16 protein-coding genes are annotated in these 23,019 nt (G+C 40.3%); 9 read left to right on the top strand and 7 right to left on the bottom strand.

The features are described from left to right. Positions 1–39: 39 nt before the first annotated feature. The 3 genes from dgt to PTET_RS16385 all read left to right on the top strand — a co-directional run bounded on the left by dgt (position 40) and on the right by PTET_RS16385 (position 4,341). Positions 40–1,503, top strand: a complete 1,464-nt coding sequence (dgt, locus tag PTET_RS16395) for a dGTPase (protein WP_016899096.1) — start codon at positions 40–42, stop codon at positions 1,501–1,503. Between the two features lie 345 nt (positions 1,504–1,848). After that, on the top strand, positions 1,849–3,330 hold the full coding sequence (locus PTET_RS16390) for a hypothetical protein (RefSeq protein WP_096038974.1): 1,482 nt from the start codon (positions 1,849–1,851) through the stop codon (positions 3,328–3,330). Between the two features lie 162 nt (positions 3,331–3,492). After that, positions 3,493–4,341: a substrate-binding periplasmic protein gene (locus PTET_RS16385; protein WP_096038973.1), complete on the top strand. Its 849-nt coding sequence runs from the start codon at positions 3,493–3,495 to the stop codon at positions 4,339–4,341. A gap of 404 nt (positions 4,342–4,745) precedes the next feature. Here PTET_RS16385 and PTET_RS16380 read toward each other — a convergent pair whose 3' ends face one another. From PTET_RS16380 to PTET_RS16365, 4 genes are all read right to left on the bottom strand, one after another. Next, complete coding sequence (locus PTET_RS16380; protein ID WP_096038972.1) at positions 4,746–5,951, bottom strand: type II toxin-antitoxin system HipA family toxin; 1,206 nt, start codon at positions 5,949–5,951, stop codon at positions 4,746–4,748. Then, positions 5,941–6,240 carry a helix-turn-helix domain-containing protein gene (locus tag PTET_RS16375; RefSeq protein ID WP_096038971.1) on the bottom strand — a complete coding sequence of 100 codons (300 nt, stop codon included), beginning with the start codon at positions 6,238–6,240 and terminating at the stop codon, positions 5,941–5,943. Before PTET_RS16375 ends, PTET_RS16380 begins: the two co-directional genes overlap by 11 nt. Before the next feature lie 341 nt (positions 6,241–6,581). Then, positions 6,582–7,712 carry a DUF1570 domain-containing protein gene (locus PTET_RS16370; protein WP_096038970.1) on the bottom strand — a complete coding sequence of 377 codons (1,131 nt, stop codon included), beginning with the start codon at positions 7,710–7,712 and terminating at the stop codon, positions 6,582–6,584. A 2-nt stretch (positions 7,713–7,714) separates the two neighbouring features. After that, a complete protein-coding gene (locus PTET_RS16365) occupies positions 7,715–8,191 on the bottom strand; it encodes a hypothetical protein (RefSeq protein WP_036955383.1) in 477 nt (158 codons plus the stop codon). A gap of 340 nt (positions 8,192–8,531) precedes the next feature. Here PTET_RS16365 and PTET_RS16360 point away from each other — a divergent pair, with 340 nt between their 5' ends. Both PTET_RS16360 and PTET_RS16355 read left to right on the top strand, forming a co-directional pair. Beyond that, complete coding sequence (locus PTET_RS16360; protein WP_036955386.1) at positions 8,532–9,194, top strand: hypothetical protein; 663 nt, start codon at positions 8,532–8,534, stop codon at positions 9,192–9,194. Between the two features lie 329 nt (positions 9,195–9,523). Continuing rightward, a complete protein-coding gene (locus PTET_RS16355; protein ID WP_096038969.1) occupies positions 9,524–12,676 on the top strand; it encodes a DUF3427 domain-containing protein in 3,153 nt (1,050 codons plus the stop codon). Between the two features lie 9 nt (positions 12,677–12,685). Here PTET_RS16355 and PTET_RS16350 read toward each other — a convergent pair whose 3' ends face one another. From PTET_RS16350 to PTET_RS16340, 3 genes are all read right to left on the bottom strand, one after another. Then, positions 12,686–14,170, bottom strand: coding sequence for a hypothetical protein (locus tag PTET_RS16350; protein ID WP_157740517.1), 1,485 nt, complete (start codon positions 14,168–14,170; stop codon positions 12,686–12,688). A gap of 803 nt (positions 14,171–14,973) precedes the next feature. Continuing rightward, positions 14,974–16,512: an HNH endonuclease signature motif containing protein gene (locus PTET_RS16345; protein ID WP_096038967.1), complete on the bottom strand. Its 1,539-nt coding sequence runs from the start codon at positions 16,510–16,512 to the stop codon at positions 14,974–14,976. Beyond that, entirely contained in the window at positions 16,509–17,108 is a 600-nt protein-coding gene (locus PTET_RS16340; RefSeq protein ID WP_096039109.1) for a class I SAM-dependent methyltransferase, read from the bottom strand. Before PTET_RS16340 ends, PTET_RS16345 begins: the two co-directional genes overlap by 4 nt. Positions 17,109–17,560: 452 nt before the next feature. Here PTET_RS16340 and PTET_RS16335 point away from each other — a divergent pair, with 452 nt between their 5' ends. The 4 genes from PTET_RS16335 to PTET_RS16320 all read left to right on the top strand — a co-directional run bounded on the left by PTET_RS16335 (position 17,561) and on the right by PTET_RS16320 (position 22,581). Then, entirely contained in the window at positions 17,561–18,343 is a 783-nt protein-coding gene (locus PTET_RS16335) for a substrate-binding periplasmic protein (protein WP_096038966.1), read from the top strand. Positions 18,344–18,378: 35 nt separating this feature from the next. Continuing rightward, positions 18,379–19,890 (top strand): ABC transporter substrate-binding protein, encoded by a 1,512-nt coding sequence (locus PTET_RS16330; RefSeq protein ID WP_096038965.1) that lies wholly within the window; start codon positions 18,379–18,381, stop codon positions 19,888–19,890. Positions 19,891–20,105: 215 nt separating this feature from the next. Then, complete coding sequence (locus tag PTET_RS16325; protein WP_096038964.1) at positions 20,106–20,837, top strand: substrate-binding periplasmic protein; 732 nt, start codon at positions 20,106–20,108, stop codon at positions 20,835–20,837. A gap of 142 nt (positions 20,838–20,979) precedes the next feature. Next, complete coding sequence (locus PTET_RS16320) at positions 20,980–22,581, top strand: ABC-F family ATPase (RefSeq protein ID WP_024601143.1); 1,602 nt, start codon at positions 20,980–20,982, stop codon at positions 22,579–22,581. The last annotated feature ends 438 nt before the right edge of the window (positions 22,582–23,019 follow it).

Genomic DNA, 23,019 nt, shown 5'->3' with positions numbered 1-23,019 from the left:
GCGTTTAATAAGTGCTTAATTCACATAAAAAGGATTACCATGATCAACTTCAGTAGCAAAGTAACCCCTGCACGTATGCAGCGCACCACTGCCAATTTACAAATGGCGCTTGAGAGCGATCGTGGCCGAATTATTAATAGTGCAGCCATTCGTCGGCTGCAACAAAAAACCCAAGTATTTCCGCTGGAGCGCAACGCGGCAGTGCGTTCGCGCCTAACTCACTCATTAGAAGTTCAGCAAGTTGGCCGCTTTATTGTGCAGCGCATTTTTGCCAATTTAAATTACCAGCAACAAAAAGAATATGGTTTGTCGGGTTTAGAGCGCCCACTAGAAACCCTAGTAGAAATGGCCTGCCTGATGCACGACATTGGTAACCCACCATTTGGTCACTTTGGCGAAGCGGCTATTAATAATTGGTTTAATGCTAATTTAGCCAGCATTACGCCTGAGCGTTGCCAAACAACAAACAGCAGCATTGGCGTTATTTTTAAACATTTAGCCCAAGATATTTGCAGCTTTGAAGGCAACGCCCAAGGAATACGTATTATTCACTCTTTGCTGAGCCTAAATTTAACCTATAGCCAAACTGCCGCTATTTTAAAGTACACCCGCCCTGCAAGTTTAGCGAAGCAAGATATTCCTCAAAATAAAAACTACATTATGAAAAAAGTGGGGTATTACTACAGTGAAAAAAGCTTTGTAGAGGCACTGCAAACTGAGCTGAAAATGGAGCCCTATTGCCGTCACCCTGCCAGTTATATTATGGAAGCCGCTGACGATATTTCTTATTGCCTTGCCGACATAGAAGACGCCGTAGAAAAAGACATTATCACCACACAGTTATTATGCGAGCAACTAAAAAAGCAGTATCAAAAAGCGCTAATTAACTTAGCCCTTAACGACACCCAACACCAAAGCTTTGTGGACGACGCCATAAACTACGCCATAGAACGGGCACAAGCACAGCCCTTTAATTTTAATAGTGAGTTTTTTATTTATTTACGCGTGTCATTACTGCACCCGCTAGTAAACCATGCCGCAAAACGCTTTATTGAAAACATAGAGCCAATTTATCATGGCGACTTTAACCATGCATTATTAGAAGATCGCAGCTACCTGCATGCAGCAACCCAAGCGCTCAAACAAGTCGCGCTTGAGCATGTATTTTCGCACAAAGAAGTCGAAAAGCTCGAACTGCAAGGCTACCGTATTATTAATGGCCTACTCGATTGTTATAAACCTTTGCTGCTTTTGAGTAGCGATGACTTTAAACGTGCATTGCATGGCGACAACCGCTTATTAATAGAATCGAGACTCGTTAAAAAGCTCTCTAAAAAGCATTTAAGTAGCTATCAGCATGCCATAAATGCGATGCAAGAAGAGCCCGATCATTTTGCAGCCTATGAATTTTATTATCGCTGTCGGTTAATTCAAGACTACATTAGCGGTATGACCGATCAATTTGCTTACGACGAGTACCGAAGCTTAATGGTAATTGACTAGGGTCTGTTGACCTTTCAAGGTTAAATTTGCAGCAGTCTGTTTGGTATTTAGGCAAGGCAGAGCCTATGTAGTGTGGTTGTTCCCCATAAATAGGCGATAACGCAGCATCAATGCCAAACAGGCGCTGCCCTTCGGGTTCTGCCTAGGAGCGATTTACTCTTTGTTGCTCGGTTTTTACTTAGTCCACTAGGTTACAAACCTCGCGCCGCGATTAAACCGCCCCTAGTTTGAACAAATTGTAATCCGCAAAGGTCAACAGACCCTAATTAACGCTAGGCGCTTCTAGATAATTTTTCACTTTACGCTTAAGATTAGGGCATTGATGCTTAACCACTTTTGAGTTTTATGAAACCGTTACTGAGTTGCTTACTTTTTTGTTTTGCTTTGTTTTATAGTGCCAGCAGTGCCGCTTATAACGAAGCTATGTGTATTCTTATAAAACAAGAAATGCAGCAACACAGCAATAATAAAGCCAGCCGTAAATACCGTAATGCTGCGCGAGACTTTGAAAAAAACTGCAGTGATCCGCAAGCGGCACGCACTTTGCCAGTACCAAAGCCTAAACCGCAGCCGGTTATTGAACAATCGACCCCGGAGGTTGTAAAATCACAACAAACAGAACCCACTTTACAGTCAACGTTCCCAGACGCTGCAACTGAGCAAAGTGCAACTGGACCCCAAAATAATGTAATCGAAAAAAGCGCCACTCAAACTATAGAGCAAGCTAAAAAAAATGCCCCAGTAGCATCAACCACAACAGCACCTGATGAGTCACAAGTCAATGTAACAGCAGCGGCTGAACAAAGCAGCGCTTCTGAAAAAAATGCACAGCCCGGCAAAATACCGGCCAGTGAATTATCAAACACTGAGGAAAATACGCAACCAGAGGTAAAAAAAGCCACCGTTGAGCCTGCACAAACCGCCGTACCTATCACTATAAAAGCCAGCGAGCAAACAGCCGTTATTGCCTCTTCAATGCCCAAAGGGGCTAATATAATCTCGCTAGTATTACCAAGTGTGGCACTATTGTTAATTGTGGTAATTACGGTTGTGGTATTAATGCGCCTGCGCAATATTAAGCAAAATAAACAAACGGCTGATACTGGCATACCATTGCAAATGTCCCCAAGTCACGACAATGATCAAACTCACAGTGTTGTTACTGAGCCGATGGTGACTGGCTCTGTTCTGCAAAACCCAGCCGTCGAAAGCAAGGGTAAAGAGCCTGATTCTAGTCGAGTTAATACAGTGAAAATAAAGCCGGAGCCTAACACGGCAGAGTTTGAAGCAGCTGCTAAAGCAACCTTAGAGCGGATAAAAAATGCAACAGAGTTTGCCGAGCCACAAGTAAGAGATTTTGACCCCGAAGCCAAACAAACCAAAATTCAGCGTAATCCTATAAATCAGCCAATCAAAAAGGTACAACAAGAAGCGCCTATAAAGCCTTCACACAGCGCACCTGAACCCATTGTACCCCATCAGCCACAAGCTGATTTCCATCCTGCAAAAACGCAGCGTTCATCATTAAGCTCAACCACTGAACACGACTTTAAAGAGCCAGAAGTACGCACTTTCGATCCCGACGCGCCACTACCAACTAAAAAAATAAAAGTAATGCCTGAGCAAGTAAAGGTTGCCCCTGAAGAGCCAAGTAAGCCTGATAACTCACCACAAAGCAGCAATCCATTTGCTAATTTATCGCTTGATGAAAGCTGGGATCCAAATTCACCACAAAAACCAAAAATAGAAGAAAAAAAACGCGCGCCTAAATCACAAGCACTCATCGATGCAGAAGAACGCGCAAAAAACATGCAAACAAAAGAATAACGCGGTAACATAAAAATACTTAAAATAAGTCTGTAAAGCGACGGTATAGCCCTTAAGCCTACATTCAGTTAACGCCTTTAAAATAGCCTGTTTTTTAAGCAACGCTCAAAGCCGCTTTATATCCCAAAAGGGTATATTTAATAGAAGGAGAGACTTATACACATGCATGTTATGTTATCAGCTAAATTAAGATACCGTATTTATATCGCATCTTTTTTGCTGATGGCTTTTACCAGTCATTACACGCACGCAATTGAAGCAATACAACCCTCAAGCAAAGCGCCTAATCACCATGCTACTTTAAATATAAGTACAGGCGAATGGCCACCTTTTTTAAGCGAATCGCTGCCTCACAAAGGCGTGGTTGCGCATTTAATTACCGATATATTTGCACAAGCTAACATTAAAGTTAACTTTACCTTTTTACCGTGGCCGCGTGCTTACCACGACACCATTAATGATAAATACGCAGCCACTGCCGTATGGATGTTTGAACAACAACGTACTAAGAATTATTTTTACAGTGAGCCAGTGCTAAACGAGCGTTTTGTATTTTTTTATCATAAACAACGCCCTTTTGATTGGCAAAATCTAAACGATTTAAAAGGCTTATTACTCGGTGGTGGGCTTGCCTACAGTTACGGCAAAGACTTTGATAAAGCAGCCGATGAAGGCTTATTCGATATGTCGCGAGTAAGTACCACAGAGCAAAACTTTAAACGCTTAGCTATGGGCAGAATCGACGCCTTTGCCGAAGAGCAAAGCGTAGGCTATTTCACATTAGCGAGTAAATTACCTGACCTATTCAGCGCTATTAATCACCACCCCAAAGCATTGTTGGTAAACCAAAGCTTTATGATGTTCCCTAAAAATAACCCACTCAGTGAACAGCGGCTTGAAATATTTAACCAGCAATTACTTAAATTTAAACAAAACGGCCGTTATCAAGCCTACTTTGATGCGTTAGATAATGGCGCTTATCAACCCACAAATAGCGCCCTGGCCGACTAACCTGTAGGCAGGGCTTTATGCAGCGCGTTTTATGTTTGGAACGCGGGTTTCGGGCTACGAGCTAGGTTTTAGGTTTTAGGTTCTAGGTTCTAGGTTCTAGTGTTTGTACAAGCTCGCTACTCGTCGCTCGAAGCCCGTTGTCTTCTCTGTGTTCAAATAATTTTTAAGTAATTTATTCATAAAGAGATTATGAGACGCTGCGCTTTTAGAGGAAATAAAAAAGCCAAATATTATTCTGTAGCAGCAATTTTATATCGCGTATTTATAGGCTTTTGCATTTTACCCGCGCCTCGTCGCTCGAAGCCCGCTGCCTTCTCATTCCCGCTTTAAGGTTCATATAAGCGCCAATTAATAAATGACTACTTAATCAGTCATTAAACCACTAATGACTGCTTTATTAGCCTTTAACTTATAGAGGGTATCACGCTTTCTAAGCGTTTTATGTCAATATCACTGATATTAGCAAAACGTTTAAAGTGCGCTGGCCACTGGCGAGTATAGCTCTCAACCTCGGCAATTATTTTTGTTGCTTGAGCCTTGTTGAGGCCGAAGCGTTTGGCTTGCGACAGTAAATTATCGATACTAGCATATCGGCCATCATCACCAAGCCCTATGCCATGCTGCTTTGAGTTATTAATAGGGGTAATATCATAAGCGGGGCTCATACGCCACGTTTGCCCTGAAAAGTGATACAAAAATGCATGATTTCGGCTGTGATCATCAGTATTACCAATAAATACGTTAAATACCATTCGCTTGTAGAGCTCTGTAGCATCAGCAGCGAACTCACCTGTGTGGTGGCGAATAAATTCAGCCAATTCACCGTAGCTATAGTATGTTGCTAAGTCGTTTATCGCGACTTTTGGTTTTTGTAATAAGCTATTGGCGCTTAAAAAGTGATGAGTTGGTAAGTCATCGCTTACATCAAAACGTTCAACTAACAGAACATCGCCATTTTCTGTTTCATGAATACGGGTATTTGCAGTGCGAATCCCCAATTCATTAGCCATACACATAGCGCCATGCTCAGCCCTAGCTAAATTAAACAAATCGTCTTGACGATTAAACTTTGCCAAATAAAGTTTTTGGTCAATTTTCACAGAGGTTTTAGGTCTTGCTCCCCCCATGCTTTGACCAAATTCAAAGGCTTTTTTTGCTTCCTGTGAAATCGTTTTATTGGCGAGCAAATCGTCCTTTGCTTGATCCAATAAGGCTAAATCGGCTAAAGTATTTTTATTCGCTTTATGTTTTGATGCGCTGCGCGACAAACTAAATACCAAGGCGCCAACACCATACCCAGAGCCTGCGAGTAAAAATTCTAGCTCATTTTTTGGTTTGGTATTATGTAGCGACAGTATAAGCTTACGCCCCCACGAATCAGCCCCCGCATCACTTAACACCCCAAACACACCTTTATTGGCAGAATAACTAACGATGCCAGGCTGTAATGGTAAATGCAGCGGATCGAGCGCAAACGCATCAGAGCGCGCAAGGTAACTTTTACCATAATTAAACTCACCTCGGCCTGTTTGTGTATTTAACTTAAAAAAACCACAAATTACCGGGTTGTCTTCTAAACCGTCAATAAATACATAGGCTTCAGAAGTCATCGTTAATCACCTGAGTTTTATTGCTTTTACGCTGTCTTGCATTATAACCGCCCACATCTGCGGCAAGCTCGTTAATTTCATCCAGTAATGAGCCTTGCAATTGAAGTACAACAAGGGATTCAAACAATATATCGCTTTTTACTACCTCCCCTTGCTCAAGCTTTTGTACCGTGGAGCGAGATACACCAATCATCTTAGCGAACGTGCTCTGGGTATAAAGTAAAGTACGATGCTGGCGAATTAAATCACCCAATCGACGCGCCAGTTTTAATGCTTGTTCAGATCTCATAAATGACTACCTAATCGGTCATTAATATACTAATGATTAGTTTAGCGGTATTTAATATGATTGCAATATTATTTAAATAGATACGAAATGAGCTTCGAGGTTCGAGCTTCGAGCTTCGAGCTTCGAGGTTCGAGCTTAAAGCGCCTAGTCCCTTTTGCGTTACCTCTTTAGCGCAGCGCCTCATAACCTCTTTGCGAATAAATCACTTAAAACTATATTTGCACAAAGAGAAGACAGCGGGTTTCGAGCAGCGAGCGACGGGCAGAAAACACAACCTAGCGCTTTTTATCAGCGTAGGCGTTAAGCTTGCTGACGCGAAAAGCGCAGCTTTAAATATCTTTTTAAAAACGGTGCTTTATAAATGGTTTGTTTAACCATGTTTTATAGTCTTTAGATAGCTGCGGAAAGTGCTGATACAACATACTTTCCAGTGTTTCAGCTGTGAGTTTACTGCAAGGTGAATTTTGCTCGGCTAACATAACGCTTTTTAAAAACTGCTTGCCTTTGCTCGAGCCCATTAAAAAATATATCGCCGCCCAACTGCTCGCATAAAGTTTAGTGTCATCAGCTGTTTGCCATTTGTTATCTAAACCTATCAACCAATTAATAGTGAAAACACTTTGCGCTATGTGTTTGTTACTTATCCAACTTAGGTGAGGTTCAATGCTGACTAATTGCATGCTGTTTTTGGTATATTCAAAATATTCAGCCAGCCCTTCATTAAGCCAACGAGGAGTTGTGCCTAGTATTGCTTTGTTTATAGCATGTACCGCTTCGTGTATTGCTGTGCGCATTGCGCTTTGTTCGTTTCGATAATATATAAACGCAGAGTTAGTAGCATGAAAATATATACCATCAGTATTACTTGGATCTGCCCCGCGCTGTTTAATCGCTTGTTCGTAACGACTTCGTGTTGCAAATACAGTCAGGTTTAACCTTACCTTTTTTAATGCATCTGCCCCTATAATTTGGCCATATACTTTAAACACAGTATTTAGTTTTATCCGCAATTCTTCTGTAAACGACGGCGGTAAATTAGCGGCCTGTAGCGTTAATTCAAAGTAATCGAGCGGCTCAACTAAGTCAGTATCAAGTGTTTCAACCGCAAAGTCTGGCTTAGTATCACTAAAATGGGGCACACCATGGCTATCAGTCCAAGTGTAAATATTGCCATTACGCTTATATTTAACTTCACCTAATGAAACATCTGTACAACGCGTTGTATCGGCTTGTGGTAAATGGTTTTGTATTACTGTTTTAGTGGTAAACGAGCCTGCAGAGGGTTTAATTAGGGTTTGCTCTGTTTCTTCAACTACTTCGATTTCGACTTTTAAATCCTCGTAAATAGTCCGTACACTGCCAATAGGATCATGGTAGTTGAATACCCGCCCAGTTAGGTGATTAGCAATAAGTGCCGCTGCAATTAACAGCACAATAAATACAAATAGCACGCGCCATTTTGTGCTCAACATCTTTATCGTCGCTTGTTCCACTGGGCTTCAAATAAGCGCTTTTGTTCACCACGGTATTCACTGCACCACACGAAATCGGATGATTGCATTCCTTTTGAACGGCATCGCTTTGGTAAAGTATAAAATTCAGACCATGCAGCTAGCTTTTCGGGATCGCTATAGCTGTCGCTATGCAATTTCATATTAGGCACCCGCGTGTGCAATAATGCATTGTTACTTGAGCTGTAAGCCGAAGAGCGTTGATATGTTCGATTGGTTTGTTTGGGCTTATCACAATGCTTTGCAAGTTCTTCAAACAAATATTTAAACCGTGCTTTTAACCGCTCACCTTCTTTCACCTTATAGCTTTGACGCAACCGTGAACGTATTGTTTCACGTTCTTTTACAATACTATCGCAATGTTCTTGCGAGTATTGCTCGTATGCTTGCGGGAGAGAAGTGAATACGCAAAGTAGTATCAATAAAATCCATTTAATCATTATTTATCCCTAAATTGAGTGCTGTTTTTCCTTTGGGCGCCTAGGCTGAATATAGAGGATTGAATCTAAAATAGAAACAGATAGTTTAAGCAAATTGTTAAATCATGCCTGAGCGGGATTGTTGTAGCAGTTTGTGATGAGAGTTTGTATCTACTTTTTAGTTATATAGAAATGACCCCTACAAATTTTTACCTGTTTATTATATTTGTAATATAACTTAGCCATTTGAAAGTATTGATCTTATTTTCATAAAAATTTGTGTATCATTGTAAGTAATTAAACTTTTTTAGGTTTGCACTTGATAAAAGTGCGATATTTAGCCTTATATGGAAATAAATATATGTTAAAAAAACTTACTATAACTGCCACTTTCTTATCCATTTTATCTGGTTGTACTATACAAAACTCATTCCCTGTGGAATACCATAAAAAAACAATCGAAAGTGTAGAGGTTAAAAACATCGACTCTATTGGTGTAACCCAATGGAGAGATAAAAGAAACCTTGCCACTGTTAAAGATGAATTAGCAGAAAAAGCAGTTATGCGAATGGGCCCTGCAACAATCGGCATGACAAGTGATGGACAGGAATTTGTTAGAGTTGCCGACTTTATAAGAAATGCCTTTATTGATGAACTTCAATCATTAGGTGTAAATGCAAAAAAGATTGACATAATACCCGCATCTAGCGAAGCGAAACTACTAAGTAATATTGCAATAAATAATCAAGTTGAAATGTTAATTTCTGCAGACCTGATGAGTTTTGATGTTAATTGTCATGGTGCGTGGACTTTAGACTGCAATAGAAATGTTTCTTTTTCACTTTCATTAGTAAATAAGCTAGGGGAAGAATTAATTACACGTGAATTATTTGATGCAACTATGGCCAATAATGAGGGTATGGGGGTCCTCCATAAGACATTATTGGATCAATTAACTAACGAAGTTATGCGCAGCGCTTTAAAAAAAGCTGTAATTAGAACTGTTGAAGAAATTAATAAATAGTCTAATTAACTAAAGAAAATGTCGCGTTGGCGACGGCAACCAAAGAGAAGTAACCGCCGACTTCTCTTTGGAATCTCTCGGCGCCCCGAGCATTTTGCACTTTCCTCAAAGCCTAAATTGATATGAACGTAAACGCCGTGTATTCGCCGTCCATGGCGAAGTCACGTCTTTAATTGCTTCCATGCAATTAATTACTCATCAATTGAGTCTTTTCGGGCAAAATGACGGGGGAATTATCTTAACAGCTGCCTTTAATTCAATAATGAGTTAATGCTTGTTTACATTGCATTTTTTAGTAAACTGAATGCTCGCAAACAGGGAGCGATTTAATGCAACAGATTGGTATTTACGAGCAGTTAATTACACAAGTAATTGAGCAAAATTTAAATCGTGACCAATTTTATGTGGGCGAACGCCAACTAGAATCGGCTGAGGCGGCTACGTGGCTTTCGCGTTTTTTAGGCAAGCTGGTTGAACATGCCATTGATGCAATCCCTAATTCAAGCGAGCGTTTGCACGAGCAAATTAACCTCGCAAACAACCTTGTGCTGTGGCTTAAAGATCATATCCGCGATGACGAGCTGATCAATGAAAACCTTATCGACAGCCAAGGCCGTATTCTTACTGCACTGTTTAATACTCAAAACCCTATTGCTGCAAATCTTAAAGATTACTCTCACGATATTTTTCCGCTAACAGGGCTTACACAAAGCGAATTATTTAGCGGTGCTAATGCAGGTATATCGCTCGAAACCGAGCTAAAGCGCGAGATTAAATCGTCCGACACTATTTACTGGCTTGTCTCATTTATAAAATGGACAGGGCTGCGCATATTTAAAAATGAGCTTGAAGCCTTTACCAAAAGCGGCAATAAGCTCAAAGTTATTACCACCTCGTACATGGGCGCAACGGATGCTAAAGCGGTGGAGTTTTTAGCAAACCTACCAAACACTGAAGTAAAACTTAGTTACAACAACCAGCAAGAGCGCTTACACGCAAAGTCATACTTGTTTATGCGTAATACGGGTTTTCATACCGGTTATATTGGCTCGTCTAATTTGTCGCATTCAGCGCTTACCAGCGGCCTTGAGTGGAACTTAAAAATTACCGCGCAAGAAATACCGCACATTATAGCTAAAACCAAAAGTACCTTTGAAACCTACTGGCAATCGCCAGATTTCGAACTATTTACTGGCAAAGCTGAATGTAAAGAAAAGCTCATAAATTCACTTAATGAGCAACGCGGTGTTGGCCAAGCAAGTAGCCAGTTTTATTTTGATATAACACCAAAAACGCACCAGCTCGCTATTTTAGAAAAACTAAGCGTTGAACGTAGCGTGCATAATCGCTTTAAAAATTTAGTGGTTGCCGCAACGGGCACGGGTAAAACCATTATATCGGCGTTCGACTTTAAAACTGTTTACGATAAAAACCCAAACGCACACTTTTTGTTTGTAGCCCACCGCGAAGAAATACTTAAACAAGCGCAAAGCGCTTACCGTGGCGTGCTTAAAAACAACGATTTTGGTGAGCTGTGGGTAGGTAACTATAAGCCACAACACTACAACCAATTATTTGCGTCAATCCAAACATTAAACAGCCAAATTGAATCGCTTAATCTAACCCACGATTACTACGACTACATAGTGATAGATGAAGTGCATCACGTAAGCGCAGCTAGTTATCGCGCTATTTTAAACCACTTTACGCCCACAATATTACTTGGTTTAACTGCTACACCAGAGCGACAAGATGGCGCAAATATACTCGATGATTTTTGCGGTGTAATAGCCGCTGAAATTCGCTTACCCGAGGCAATAAACCAACGCCACTTATGCCCGTTTCAATACTTTGGACTAGATGATGATATCGACCTAAGCCAAATAACATGGCGTGGTGGCCGTTACGATATAAGCGAGCTAAGTAGTCTTTATACAGGGGAGAACAGCCGCGCTAACAAAATTATATCGAGCTTGGCTGATATAGTGACTAATGTTCACGATATAAAAGCGTTGGCATTTTGCGTAAGCCAAAAACACGCAGAGTTTATGGCGTCTAAATTTAACTTAGCAGGTATAAACGCCGATGTGCTGACCAGCAAAAACACCAATGAGCGCGCAGCCAAACAACAAGCACTGCGACAAGGTGAAATACAAATACTCTGCGTGGTTGATATTTTTAACGAAGGGGTCGATATTCCAGAGGTCGATACACTTTTATTTTTACGCCCAACTGAAAGCTTAACGCTGTTTTTACAGCAACTCGGCCGTGGCATGCGCCTGCCCGACAACAGCCAAAAGCAATGCTGTACCGTACTCGACTTTGTAGGCAACGCCCGACCAGAATACGACTTTGCCAGTAAGTTCCGCGCATTGATTGGTAAAAGCAACCAACCAATAAAAACCGAGATTGAAAATCACTTCCCGCATTTACCACTGGGTTGCCGCATAGAGCTACAAAAGCGCACACAACAAACAATACTAAAAAATATTCAGCAAGCCATAAACACTAAACGCCGTTTACAGCAGCTGATAAATAGCTATTCGCAACATACCAATGACGCCCTTACGCTAAGTAACTTTTTACATATAAACCCACAGGTCACGCTTGAAGATATTTACAAACCAAAAGATAAAAAACTCGGCGGCTGGCACTGGCTAAAAGGCGATGAAATACTCGCAGACCAAGCCGACATTTACGCCGCGTATTACCGCGCAATCAACACCCAGTTACTCGGCTGCGACTCACTCAGTTACTTGTGCTTTTTACGTGATTTATGTAAAAACGACTTTAACTTTACCCCAACAGCGCAAAACCAGCAGTACGCGCTTATGGCGCATTACAACTTTTGGGATACCACAGGCACAAGTTTAGGGTTTAAAACGCTTGAGCAAAGCTTACAAGCACTTAAACACAAAGAGCTACAGCAGGAACTCGCGCAAGTAATTACGCTTTTAATAAACCGTATTTACCAGCAAGAAAGCGATTTAACGTGCTTACCTAATCACCCAGTAAAATTACACAGCCGCTACACGCGCCAACAAATACTGGCCGCGTTTGGCGCGCACACGTTCGATAAAAAATCGACCGCCCGCGAAGGCGTTTTAGAATTTAAAAACCAAAACCTCGAGCTGTTATTTGTAACGCTGAATAAATGCGAAAAAAGCTATTCACCCACTACGTTGTATCACGACTACGCAATCAGCCCTACCCTGTTCCATTGGCAAACGCAAAATAGCGCCCGCCCAGAACACGGCCGAGGTTTGAGTTACTTGCAACACCAAAAAACAGGCAAAACCATCCTGTTATTTGTGCGCGAACAGGGCAAAGACGAAAACGGCCGAACTATGGGATTTGTAAACTACGGCGAGGTTAAATACCAAAGCCACAACGGCAGCCAGCCGATGAATATAACGTGGGAACTAACCAACCCCATGCCAAGTGAAATGTGGCACGAGGCTGGGAAATTAGCGGTTGGGTGATAAAAAAACCTACCTTTTGGTATGTCTTTTTAATGCATTAACAGCCTGCCAAACTAGGCTAATGATTATGATATAAAAAACTAAACTAATTAGCTCCATACCTGGTAAAAGAAATTTTTTAAAAGGTAAAGCATATGATGCAATACTATTTAAGAATCCAGCGACAGCAGCTATTTCTTGGTTGTAAATGGGTACAACTTTATAAAGTAGATTTTTTTCATAGCCTATTACTAATAAATCAAATACATAAAGAGTTAACAGTATCCACATTATAGGTCTAACATAACTACTTCCAAAATCTGATACCAAATAATTTAAATGGAAAATAACCTTTTCTTGCGACCAACCTTCTTTTAATTTTAATTCTTCTCTATATTTCTGCATTTCACCAACAAAAAATCGATTAGCTTCTATATGATTGCCGATCTTATCAAATGAATCTTTTATTACTCTGAAAGTTTCTCGATTAGTAAACTTAGTGTACAACTCTGTATTTAAAAAGTTTGGTGGTTCTTTTAAGTTAGTATTTTTAAGATCCAAACCTGAATTAAACTTCGTATTTCTAAAATTAGTAAAGCTCATAAACGTTGTATAAGTAAAACTTGATACTGAGCCTACTTCTTCGCTATTTTTTTCAGAAATACCAAACTGACATTTTTCAAAACCTACAAAGTCATCGTAAATACTTTTAAATGATCTAAAGTTTATAAATTTTGTTTTATATGCATCAAATAACTTCTTGAAATTTGAATTTATTATTTCAAATTTATCTACGAAGTTCTCTTTGAACTCGAATTTTTCTTCAAATATAGAATCTTTGATAATAACTTCATCGAGCTTTGTATTGTTGAACAAAAACTTAGCTGAAAATATACAATTTTCTATTTTTAATTTTGAACATTTCAAATCGACTTTATCGGTATTATTAAAAGGTGAGGAGTTAATTAACTGATTCGATAGCTCAAGTGTTTTAAGGAACTTACAATTATTAAATAAACTGAACTCTAAAGGGCTTTGTTTGCTAATGCTCACATCTTCTTGAAATTCACAATCTTGAAAGAGCACACTATTTTCGTTTGCTAATATATCTGTCTTACCCACATCCCACCGATTTAGAAAAGTACAATCTTGATAAAAAGTTTGAGTGTCCTTGAGTTTAAAATAATTACATTCAAAAAAGCAGTAATTAAAGTGAATCTTTTTAATTTTATTTAATATTTTTATGAAGTTAAATCCAGTGAAACTCTCAGTTTTTGGAAAGCTGATGTGATCAAAAGTAATAGCGTGTTTTAACCTATCGTTTATTCTGATTTGGGGAAAAGAGTGTACTTCGGTATTTTCTAAAAGGTAACTTTTCAAGTCATTATCATTGAGTGACTGTGCTGTTTTTTCTTCGTGCTTATCTAAGTAGTCAATAACATATGACACAAGCTTATTATCAAAATCTTTAGCAACGCAATTTAGCTCTTTAGAATTTAGATTTTTTTTCTCCATATGTAAAACACACATGCTACTTTGTTTAAAAGTATCAAAATTACAATTCTGAACTTCGCATATACAACTCATTTTTATCCTTAAATTTTAAAATTGAGAGAACAGTATGATCCTCGGGTGCGCCGTGGGATTCCAAAGGACGGTCGGCGGTATTCGCCCTTTGGTTGCCATCGCCAACGCGATAAAACCTCGAATAGAGGTTATTAAATCCCTTTTCCCAAAACCATGTAAAATCACGGCAAAAGCCAATTCCTACACTTTAAAAGCGCGAGGTAAACTCCCACCACGGCATGACCTACAAATTTAAAAGCTGCGCTTTTCGCACGAACAAGCTCTACGCCTACAAGTTAAAAGCCTGATATAAATTCCCGCCTACATTCATAAACACCAATCTACCAGCACACTCCAATTCCCCGTGATCACACCCAAAAGTTATAAATTGATGAGTAATCACTTGCATGGATGCAAGTTAAGCCGTGACTTCGCCATGGATGGCGAATACACGGCGATTACGTTCACATCAATTTTTAACTTGAGGACACAGTGTGATCCTCGGGTGCGCCGAGAGAGTCCAGAGAGAGGTCGGCGGCAGCCTCTCTTTGGTTGCCATCGCCAACGCGATAGAACCTCGAATAAAGGTTTTTAATCCCTTTCCCAAAATCATATATAAATCACGGCTCAAGCCAATTCCTTCACTTTAAAAGCGCGAGGTAAACTCTCGCCTACGGCACGACCTACAAATTTAAAAGCTGCGCTTTCGCGCGAGCAAGCTCAGCGACTACAAGTTAAAGCGCGACTACAAACTACTCTGCAACCACTTGTTTAAACCGCGCGAAAGTTCGCATGCTTTCATCAGCAATCATTACTTCGTAATCGGGGTTTTGAGCGATTAGCTCATATTGCCCGTTAGGTAATTTATTAACCTTACGCAGTAAATACTGCCCTTCCCCGCCTATATCATCTCGCTCTATCGCCACTATTTGGCCGCGTAACGATCCTGCTTTATCGGACGTTATAAGCTCAAGTAGCAGTAAATCACCATCAAGTATTGGGTGCTTACCACCATTCATAGAGTTACCCGATGCGTGCGCTAAAAAATGCACTTGCGGGTCGAGCTTACCTGCACCAAGTGGTGCATCCATCAACTCCATATCGCTTTCATCCCCTGTTTTAAAATGCCCACAGGCTATTTTTATATTGGGGAAGTACGGCAGCTTTAGCGCATCATCAATTGATTTTAAGCTAACTTCGGGCTCAGCGATTTGATCTAATTCAGGTTGTGGTGCATTTGGAAACGTAAACAACTCAGCAGTTGGTTTTGCTTGTTCAAAATGGTCTTTATTCCCAAGCCATAATTTTGCGTTGTTGGCTTGTGCCACCTGATAGGCCCAATTGCTTACTGCGAGAGATTTATCTGCATCGCAGTGAAAATACGCACTTAGCTCGTTACTAATAATTTGGCTGTTAACAACCAAGTTTTGCTTTTGCCAACGCTCGCGGTGCTGCTGTGCAGCTAAAAAGTCACGTTTATTGTTATTACATGTGCGATGCGCTGCCACAAAATTATGGCCTAAGTCGTTTGCGTAGCGGGCAAACGGTATAAAATGATCGACTTCAACATCGTTTTTCATTGGCTTTTGGCAATAAAAACAGCTGTTTGATTGCAGCTCTACCAAAACAGGTTTTGCTTTGGTGAGTGCGTTACGGTCAAAGCCAAATAAAAAATCATGCAGTTGGCTTTGCGGGCCAATAAGTGTTTGGTTGTGCTTTATGCTTTGAATTTTTTGTAGCCACGCATTTTTAGCTAAATACGTTACTAGATCGTAAAAACGCCTAAAACAACTAGCAATGCCTGCATTCAAAGTAATGTATTTAGGGTTTTTAGTATGCGGATATAAAAAGCACTCTTCTTGCTTGGCAAGTATTTGTAAGCGCCAAAGTGGGCCACTTTTTAAGGTTGCCATAGCGGCATTAAAAGTCGGCTTGTAAAAACCACTTTGCTTTAGCTGGCGTACGTTACGAATATTGTTTTGTTGGCATTCAAACAATACGCTAATTACTTTTGATTGCGCACCGGTATTTTGTAAAAGCAATGCACTTTCACCAGTATGTTCTGAGGGAAACGGCATTGCATGATGCCAATACAAGGTAATGAGTTTGTCAGCAAGCGTTGGCAGTTCTATGACTAGTTCACTTTGCTCTGACTGAAGTGGCTGTTCAACACATACATCAGCCAAAGCATGCAGCAATGCAAATTTGTAGGTTGCACTAAAATCGCCCTCAACCAGCATGCGCTGAATATACGCAATAAAGTCGAGTTGTTGCTGCATTGCATGACTCATAAAACAGGCACTGCTTTAATTAATGCATTGAGCCACACTTCACTTTCGCGCTCTGGGCGCTGATCAACACTGTGCCATTGTTTTAGTATTTTAAGCTCGGTGTGGTGGGCAATTAATGCGGTTAGGCCATCTTCATTTAAATCGGTAAATTCGCGGCCGTTATGCACGCGCTCTTGCGTGCCATATTTAAACGATACATACAAAACACCGTTTGGTTTTAGGGCATTTTGCAGTTTTAAAAACACCTGCGGTAACTCTACTTTTGGAACGTGCAATAAGCTGGCGCAACACCAAATGCCATCGTACTTATTAGTACAATTAAGTTGCTGAAAGGTTTTAACCTCAACGGCTTGCTGTAAGTAATTACTGGCTAACTTTGCAAGCTCGGGACTTGCGTCAAATGCGCTAACAGTAAAATCTTGCTGTTTAAAATACATGGCATCGCGGGCACTACCGCAGCCTGCATCTAATATATGGCCGTGTTTAGGGATAAGCGGTAAAAACTCAGCGTAAAGCGCCGACATATCAACATTGAGCGTTGAATCGCTGAAGCTTTGTGCGTTTTGATTGTAGTAATTGAGTGTTTTAGTGGGCACTAAATTCACCGCTCCTTGGTTTATTTATTAATCTGGCATTCATTTATAACTAATCTACAGTATCAACATTTAAAAATATAGAGCCACAGCAATATATACGCCCTAAGTAGTATGTTTTTATTACAAAAAAGCACTGTTTAACCTTATAAATCCATGTTATTTACACTTTTACCTAATAGCTCTACACCTTTGAAAAGGTTTAGGTTGTATAAAAAATACGCGCAGCTGTTTAAATCATTATCGCTTGTTAAACTCTGCAAACACTTGCTTTAATCCCCTTAAAAATAGGGTTATTAATTAACCACTTTAGAGTTAAAATGATGCTATTTTGCACCGTTCACTTATTGGTCATTATAGTGTGCTATGTTTACCCATAAGATCGTTATTCAACTTTTTCTAGTATGAATATACTGTTGGTGTTGCTGTGTTTAAGTACCGAGGTGTTACTTACAATGAATGTTAGGTTTAGGTGGTTATTAGCTGTACTTTTAGCGCTTTGTTTAGGCGTGCCTAGCAGTGGTTGGGCGTCGAGCGATATTAAAAAAATTGTACTGGCTACCGACACCATTGACGGGCTAGTAGAAAAAGACGGCTCTGGCCTTTATGTTGATATGCTTACTAAAATTTTTGCTGCACAATCGATTGAACTTAATATTATGATTGTGCCTCAGTCTCGTGCCTACCTATGGACGGCCAATGGCAATGCCGATGCCATGTTAAGCGCAAGGCAAAATGAGGTAGAAGGCTTGTACTTTCCGGTGTGGCATTACGATATTACTTTTGTGTCGGCGATGTTTAAAAAAAGCCGGTTTAAAAATTGGCAAGGCGAGTATTCGTTACAAAACAGATCGGTGGGTACGTTAAGGGGCGCTAACTACAATAATTATTTGTATGTGCCGATTGATTTGCAGCAGGTTACCCAGCGAATTGAAGGCGTTAAAATGCTTAAGCTCGATAGGCTTGATTTCTTTTTAGATAACCGTAAAGCGCTGCAGCAAACCCTGATTGCTAACGCCACTGAGTTATCAAAAATGAATTTTGACCCACAGCAGTATCAAATCGAAAACATTGTGCCTGTAAAACAATACATTGCCTTTACCGATAACGCCAAAGGCCGCGAGTTAGCACAAATTTTTGACGCCGGATTTGCAAAATTACTTGCCAGTGGTGAGTTAGAGGCGTTGTTTGTTGCTTACAATTACCTGCCTTTTCCCTTTCCGCAAAATATAGACTAGAGTAGTAATTACATATTGCTGTGGTTGAGTTTTTTATGAGAGTTGTATTTGCTTTAGTTATAAGCTTAATGATGGCTTTTCAATGCGTTGCGCAAATTACCCTGCCCCACTCTAAAATAGAAAGCCAACCAAGCACACCACAACAAGCTACTACCCAGCTCAATGTGCTTACAGTTGATTTAGGCACCATCATTAGCAAACCTTTAATTCAACGTGGCCTAGAGTTTGAACAACAAACCGGTATTAAAGTTAATGTCACCAAAGTGCCTTTTGGCCAGTTATATAACGAAATAAACAAAGATTTAAGCTCGCCAACGAGCCAATACGATATTATTGCTTACGCCTCACTCTGGATGGTGGATTTTGCAGAAAATAATTACTTAGCGCGTTTAGATAATTACATTGCCTCCGACCCTTTAATTGAATGGAATGATGTATCGCGTTTTTTTAGAGACTTTAGCTCTAAATATAACGGCCAAATTTACTCGATTCCGCTCGATGGTGATATACATTTACTTTATTACCGCCTCGATATTTTAGAAAAATATGGTTTGGCTCCACCTAGAACCTGGGATGATTACCTTGCTATTGCCAAGCAGTTAAATGGCGTTGATATGAACGGGGATGGCGAGGGCGATTTTGGCTCGTGTATTTCTAAAAAAGCCAATGAGCAATCGTATTGGTCTTTGCTTTCGATTGCGGGCAGTTTTTTGCAAAGCAAAGGCACTTCTCAAGGCATATTTTTTAATACAAGAACTATGGCGCCATTAGTGAATAACGATGCCTTTAAAAAAGCCTTAAAAATTTATAAAAAAACCACTGAATTTGGCTCTGCTGATGAGCTTTACTTTGATACCAACGATGTAAGGTATGCGTTTATAAGCGGTCGCTGCGCCTTAGCCATTGAATGGGGCGACATTGGTACTATGGCCGTGTTACCTGAATCTAAAGTAAAAAACAAAACAGGGGTGAGTATATTGCCCGGAACTACTGAGGTATTAAACCGTAAAACAGGCCAGCTTGAACGTTGCAATGCTAACTTATGCCCGTTTGCCATTGGCGATATTAATTATGCTCCTTATGCAGCTTTTGGTGGTTGGGTAGGCTCAATTAATAATGCCAGCTCAAAACACAAAAAAAACCTCGCTTATAACTACTTGTCGTATGTTACTCAGCCTTTGCAATCGAATGAAGATGTGACCATAGGTGCCACCGGTATGAACCCGTATCGTACCTCTCAATTAGTTAACCACAAAAACTGGCTTAAACAAGGCATGAGTAAAAGTACGCTGCATTTTTACTTGGGCTCTATTTCTAAAACCGTTAATAACGCCAATATTATTCTTGATTTGAGAATTTTTGAAAACAACCGCTACTTTAGAGACATACTCGACACTGAAGTGGCTAAATACCTAAGGCACACCCAGTCTGTTGAGCAAACCGTGATTAATATAGAACAAGGCTGGAATAAACTAACCGATGAAATTGGCCGCGACAAACAGCTAAAAGCTTATAGGGCGTCGTTAGGATTAGTACCAACCCCTTAGTGATAGTGTTATTTAACGTATTGGCTATGCGGTATATGCCTATACCAAACACGATTCCTAAATTCGTGAATAACAAGAGCTACTTTCCTATATTTGCCAACTATTAAATAAAACATAGGTAGCTAACATCGCTGCTTTGATTAATGTAAAACGAGCTAAATTTGTAGTCTGGTTTATACTTTAGTAATGATAACGCTGTAGCCTCGAGTAATAAAATGCTTAAAATCGCTTTTGTTGTATTACTGCTTAGCAGCTGTAACGTATTTGCTTGCTTTAAAACACTTAAAGTAGGCACAAATGAAAACAATTGGCCACCCTATGTAACTGCCGTTAACGGTAACCTGACGGGCGTTGAAATTGACGTGTTAAACACGATTTTTAACGGCTCATCTTTTTGTTTAAAATTTATGTTGCTGCCTACCTCATCGCGCGCTTTTGAAGAATTAAAAGAAGGCCGTATTGATGTTATTTTTGCCGCGAGTAAAACATTAGCAAGAGCTGATTTTGCCTATTTTAGCGATGCCTATCGTGATGAAGTAGTTCGCCTGTATAAATACACCGAATCGCCTGATTTAAATAACATTAGCGATATTTTTTATAAAGATTTAACCTTGGCGGTTAACCGTGGCAGTTATTATGGCGTTGCGTTTGAGCTGTTTAAACAGAACCACCTCGCTAACGTTATTATGATGCCTACCGCCGAGAAACGTTTTGCAATGCTCAATAAAAATAGAGTTGATTACGCAATTGAAGACGAACTAGCAGCGCAATATTTTATAAACCAATACCCAGCAATAGAAGCGGTTACTAATATGGCGGCCATCAATAAGAGTTCTATTCATTTAATGCTAAGTAAAAAAACCATTAGCCAAATAGAGTTACAAGCTATAAATGAGTTAATTAAGCAAAATAAATCCGCTATACAAGCCATTTACCCACATTACTGAACCCGTAGATTATTCTTTTACCTTTCATCTTGAAGCGCGGATCTGTATAATTCGCGGCCTATTATTTACTCTATTGCTTGTTTATTTATGCGGCGCCTTGCTGCAGCTTAACCCTGCCATTAATTTTCTAGGATTACTTTTTTTGATCTCCACCGCAAATATTACGATGCAGTTTGGCGCAGAGCCGTTGTTTGAAAACATTTCAGCTAAATTTGGTAACGGTAACCGTTACGGTTTAATTGGCGCTAACGGCTGCGGCAAGTCGACATTTATGAAAATTTTAAGCGGTGCGCTTACGCCTAGTGCAGGTAATGTGTCTATTACGCCGGGGCTAAAATTAGGTAACCTAAGCCAAGATCAGTTTGCGTTTGAACAATACAGCGTGGTTGATGCGGTAATTATGGGCGATGTGGAGCTTTGGAAAGTAAAACAAGAGCGCGACCGTATTTACTCTTTGCCTGAAATGAGTGAAGAAGACGGCATGAAAGTAGCCGAGCTTGAAAGCGTATTTGCTGAAATGGACGGTTACACCGCAGAAAGCCGCGCAGAAGAAATTCTGCTTGATGCGGGTATCGATAAAGAGTTTCATTATGGCTTAATGGCAAACGTAGCCCCAGGTTGGAAATTACGTGTGCTGTTAGCACAGGCGTTATTTGCAAACCCTGATATTTTGCTACTTGATGAGCCTACTAATAACTTGGACATTCATACTATTACGTGGCTTGCCAATGAGCTTAACCAACGTAAATGCACCATGATCATTATTTCCCATGACCGTCACTTTTTAAACTCGGTATGTACTCACATGGCCGATATTGATTACGGTGAGCTGCGTATTTACCCAGGTAACTACGAAAAGTACCTTGAAGCTTCAGGCTTACAACGCGAGCAATTACTTGCTGAAAACGCGAAAAAGAGCGCTGAAATAGACGAGTTACAAGACTTTGTTAACCGTTTTGGTGCTAACGCCTCTAAAGCGAAACAAGCCAGCTCGCGCGCTAAAAAAATGGATAAAATTAAGCTTGATGAAGTTAAGTCATCGAGTCGTATGAGCCCATCACTCAACTTTGATGAGGGCAAAAAAATGTATCGCCAAGCGCTTGAGCTAACCAAGCTTGGCCATGGGTTTGACGGTGAAACGTTATTTACTGGTGGTGATTTACTACTCGAAGCCGGTGCTAAACTGGCGGTTATCGGCGAAAACGGCGTGGGTAAAACCACCTTTTTACGCTGTTTAGTTAACGAGCTTAAAAGCAACGAAGGCGAAGTTAAGTGGTCAGAAAACGCCACGTTTGGTTATTGCCCACAAGACAGCACCAAAGACTTTGATAACGATTTAACCTTGTTTGATTGGATGTCGCAGTGGCGCACCGCTAAGCACAACGATTTAATGGTTCGTGGTATGTTAGGGCGTTTATTATTTACCGCAGACGATTCAAATAAAAAAGCGCGTAACTGTTCAGGTGGTGAAAAAAACCGTTTGTTATTTGGTAAGTTAATGATGCAAGACGTTAACGTACTGATAATGGATGAACCAACTAACCACATGGATATGGAAGCCATTGAAGCGCTTAACAATGCGCTAAAAGACTTTAAAGGCACGCTTATTTTTGTAAGCCACGACCGTGAGTTTGTATCGTCACTGGCAACCCGTATTGTTGATATTAAAGACAAGCAGGTAATTGACTTTCAAGGTACGTTTGACGAATACCTAGCAAGCTGCGAAGAAAATAAAGTAGCTTAAGTGCTAGGTTAAAGGTTAAAGAAATAGCCTAAACCATTTAAAAGCGGTGCTTGTTTAAGCGCCGTTTTTTGTGCCTGTAATTTGGGTTCGGGGTTCGGGGTTCGGGGTTCGGGGTTCGGGGTTCGGGGTTCGGGGTTCGGGGTTCGGGGTTCGGCAGAATTTTGCTTGGTATCAATTCAAACGCAATTGGTAATTTATTTATAAAAAAGGCAAAGAAAAACTATATTTTTTGTTTGCTCTCATTCTTTGCTCTTTGTGCAAATAGGTTTTAAGTTATTTATTCACCACAGAGATTAAGAGACGCTGCGCTTTTAGAGGAAATAAAAAAGCCAACTACTATCCTGCAGCAGCGATTTTATAGACACTGCATTTTACTCGCACCTCGCAGCCCGCAGCTCGTGACCTTTAACCTTTAACCTTTAACCTTTAACCTTTAAC

Origin of the sequence: Pseudoalteromonas tetraodonis, from assembly GCF_002310835.1 — a bacterium.
GTDB lineage: Bacteria > Pseudomonadota > Gammaproteobacteria > Enterobacterales > Alteromonadaceae > Pseudoalteromonas > Pseudoalteromonas tetraodonis.
Note: the sequence above shows the minus strand (reverse complement) of the source record. Positions and strands in the feature narration are given on the sequence as shown.

Bases quoted from the DNA above. Each gene is read 5' to 3' on its own strand.
- dgt (WP_016899096.1), top strand. From the start codon at position 40: ATGATCAACTTCAGTAGCAAAGTAACCCCTGCACGTATGCAGCGCACC.
- PTET_RS16390 (WP_096038974.1), top strand. From the start codon at position 1,849: ATGAAACCGTTACTGAGTTGCTTACTTTTTTGTTTTGCTTTGTTTTAT.
- PTET_RS16385 (WP_096038973.1), top strand. From the start codon at position 3,493: ATGCATGTTATGTTATCAGCTAAATTAAGATACCGTATTTATATCGCA.
- PTET_RS16380 (WP_096038972.1), bottom strand. From the start codon at position 5,951: ATGACTTCTGAAGCCTATGTATTTATTGACGGTTTAGAAGACAACCCG.
- PTET_RS16375 (WP_096038971.1), bottom strand. From the start codon at position 6,240: ATGAGATCTGAACAAGCATTAAAACTGGCGCGTCGATTGGGTGATTTA.
- PTET_RS16370 (WP_096038970.1), bottom strand. From the start codon at position 7,712: ATGTTGAGCACAAAATGGCGCGTGCTATTTGTATTTATTGTGCTGTTA.
- PTET_RS16365 (WP_036955383.1), bottom strand. From the start codon at position 8,191: ATGATTAAATGGATTTTATTGATACTACTTTGCGTATTCACTTCTCTC.
- PTET_RS16360 (WP_036955386.1), top strand. From the start codon at position 8,532: ATGTTAAAAAAACTTACTATAACTGCCACTTTCTTATCCATTTTATCT.
- PTET_RS16355 (WP_096038969.1), top strand. From the start codon at position 9,524: ATGCAACAGATTGGTATTTACGAGCAGTTAATTACACAAGTAATTGAG.
- PTET_RS16350 (WP_157740517.1), bottom strand. From the start codon at position 14,170: ATGGAGAAAAAAAATCTAAATTCTAAAGAGCTAAATTGCGTTGCTAAA.
- PTET_RS16345 (WP_096038967.1), bottom strand. From the start codon at position 16,512: ATGAGTCATGCAATGCAGCAACAACTCGACTTTATTGCGTATATTCAG.
- PTET_RS16335 (WP_096038966.1), top strand. From the start codon at position 17,561: ATGAATGTTAGGTTTAGGTGGTTATTAGCTGTACTTTTAGCGCTTTGT.
- PTET_RS16330 (WP_096038965.1), top strand. From the start codon at position 18,379: ATGAGAGTTGTATTTGCTTTAGTTATAAGCTTAATGATGGCTTTTCAA.
- PTET_RS16325 (WP_096038964.1), top strand. From the start codon at position 20,106: ATGCTTAAAATCGCTTTTGTTGTATTACTGCTTAGCAGCTGTAACGTA.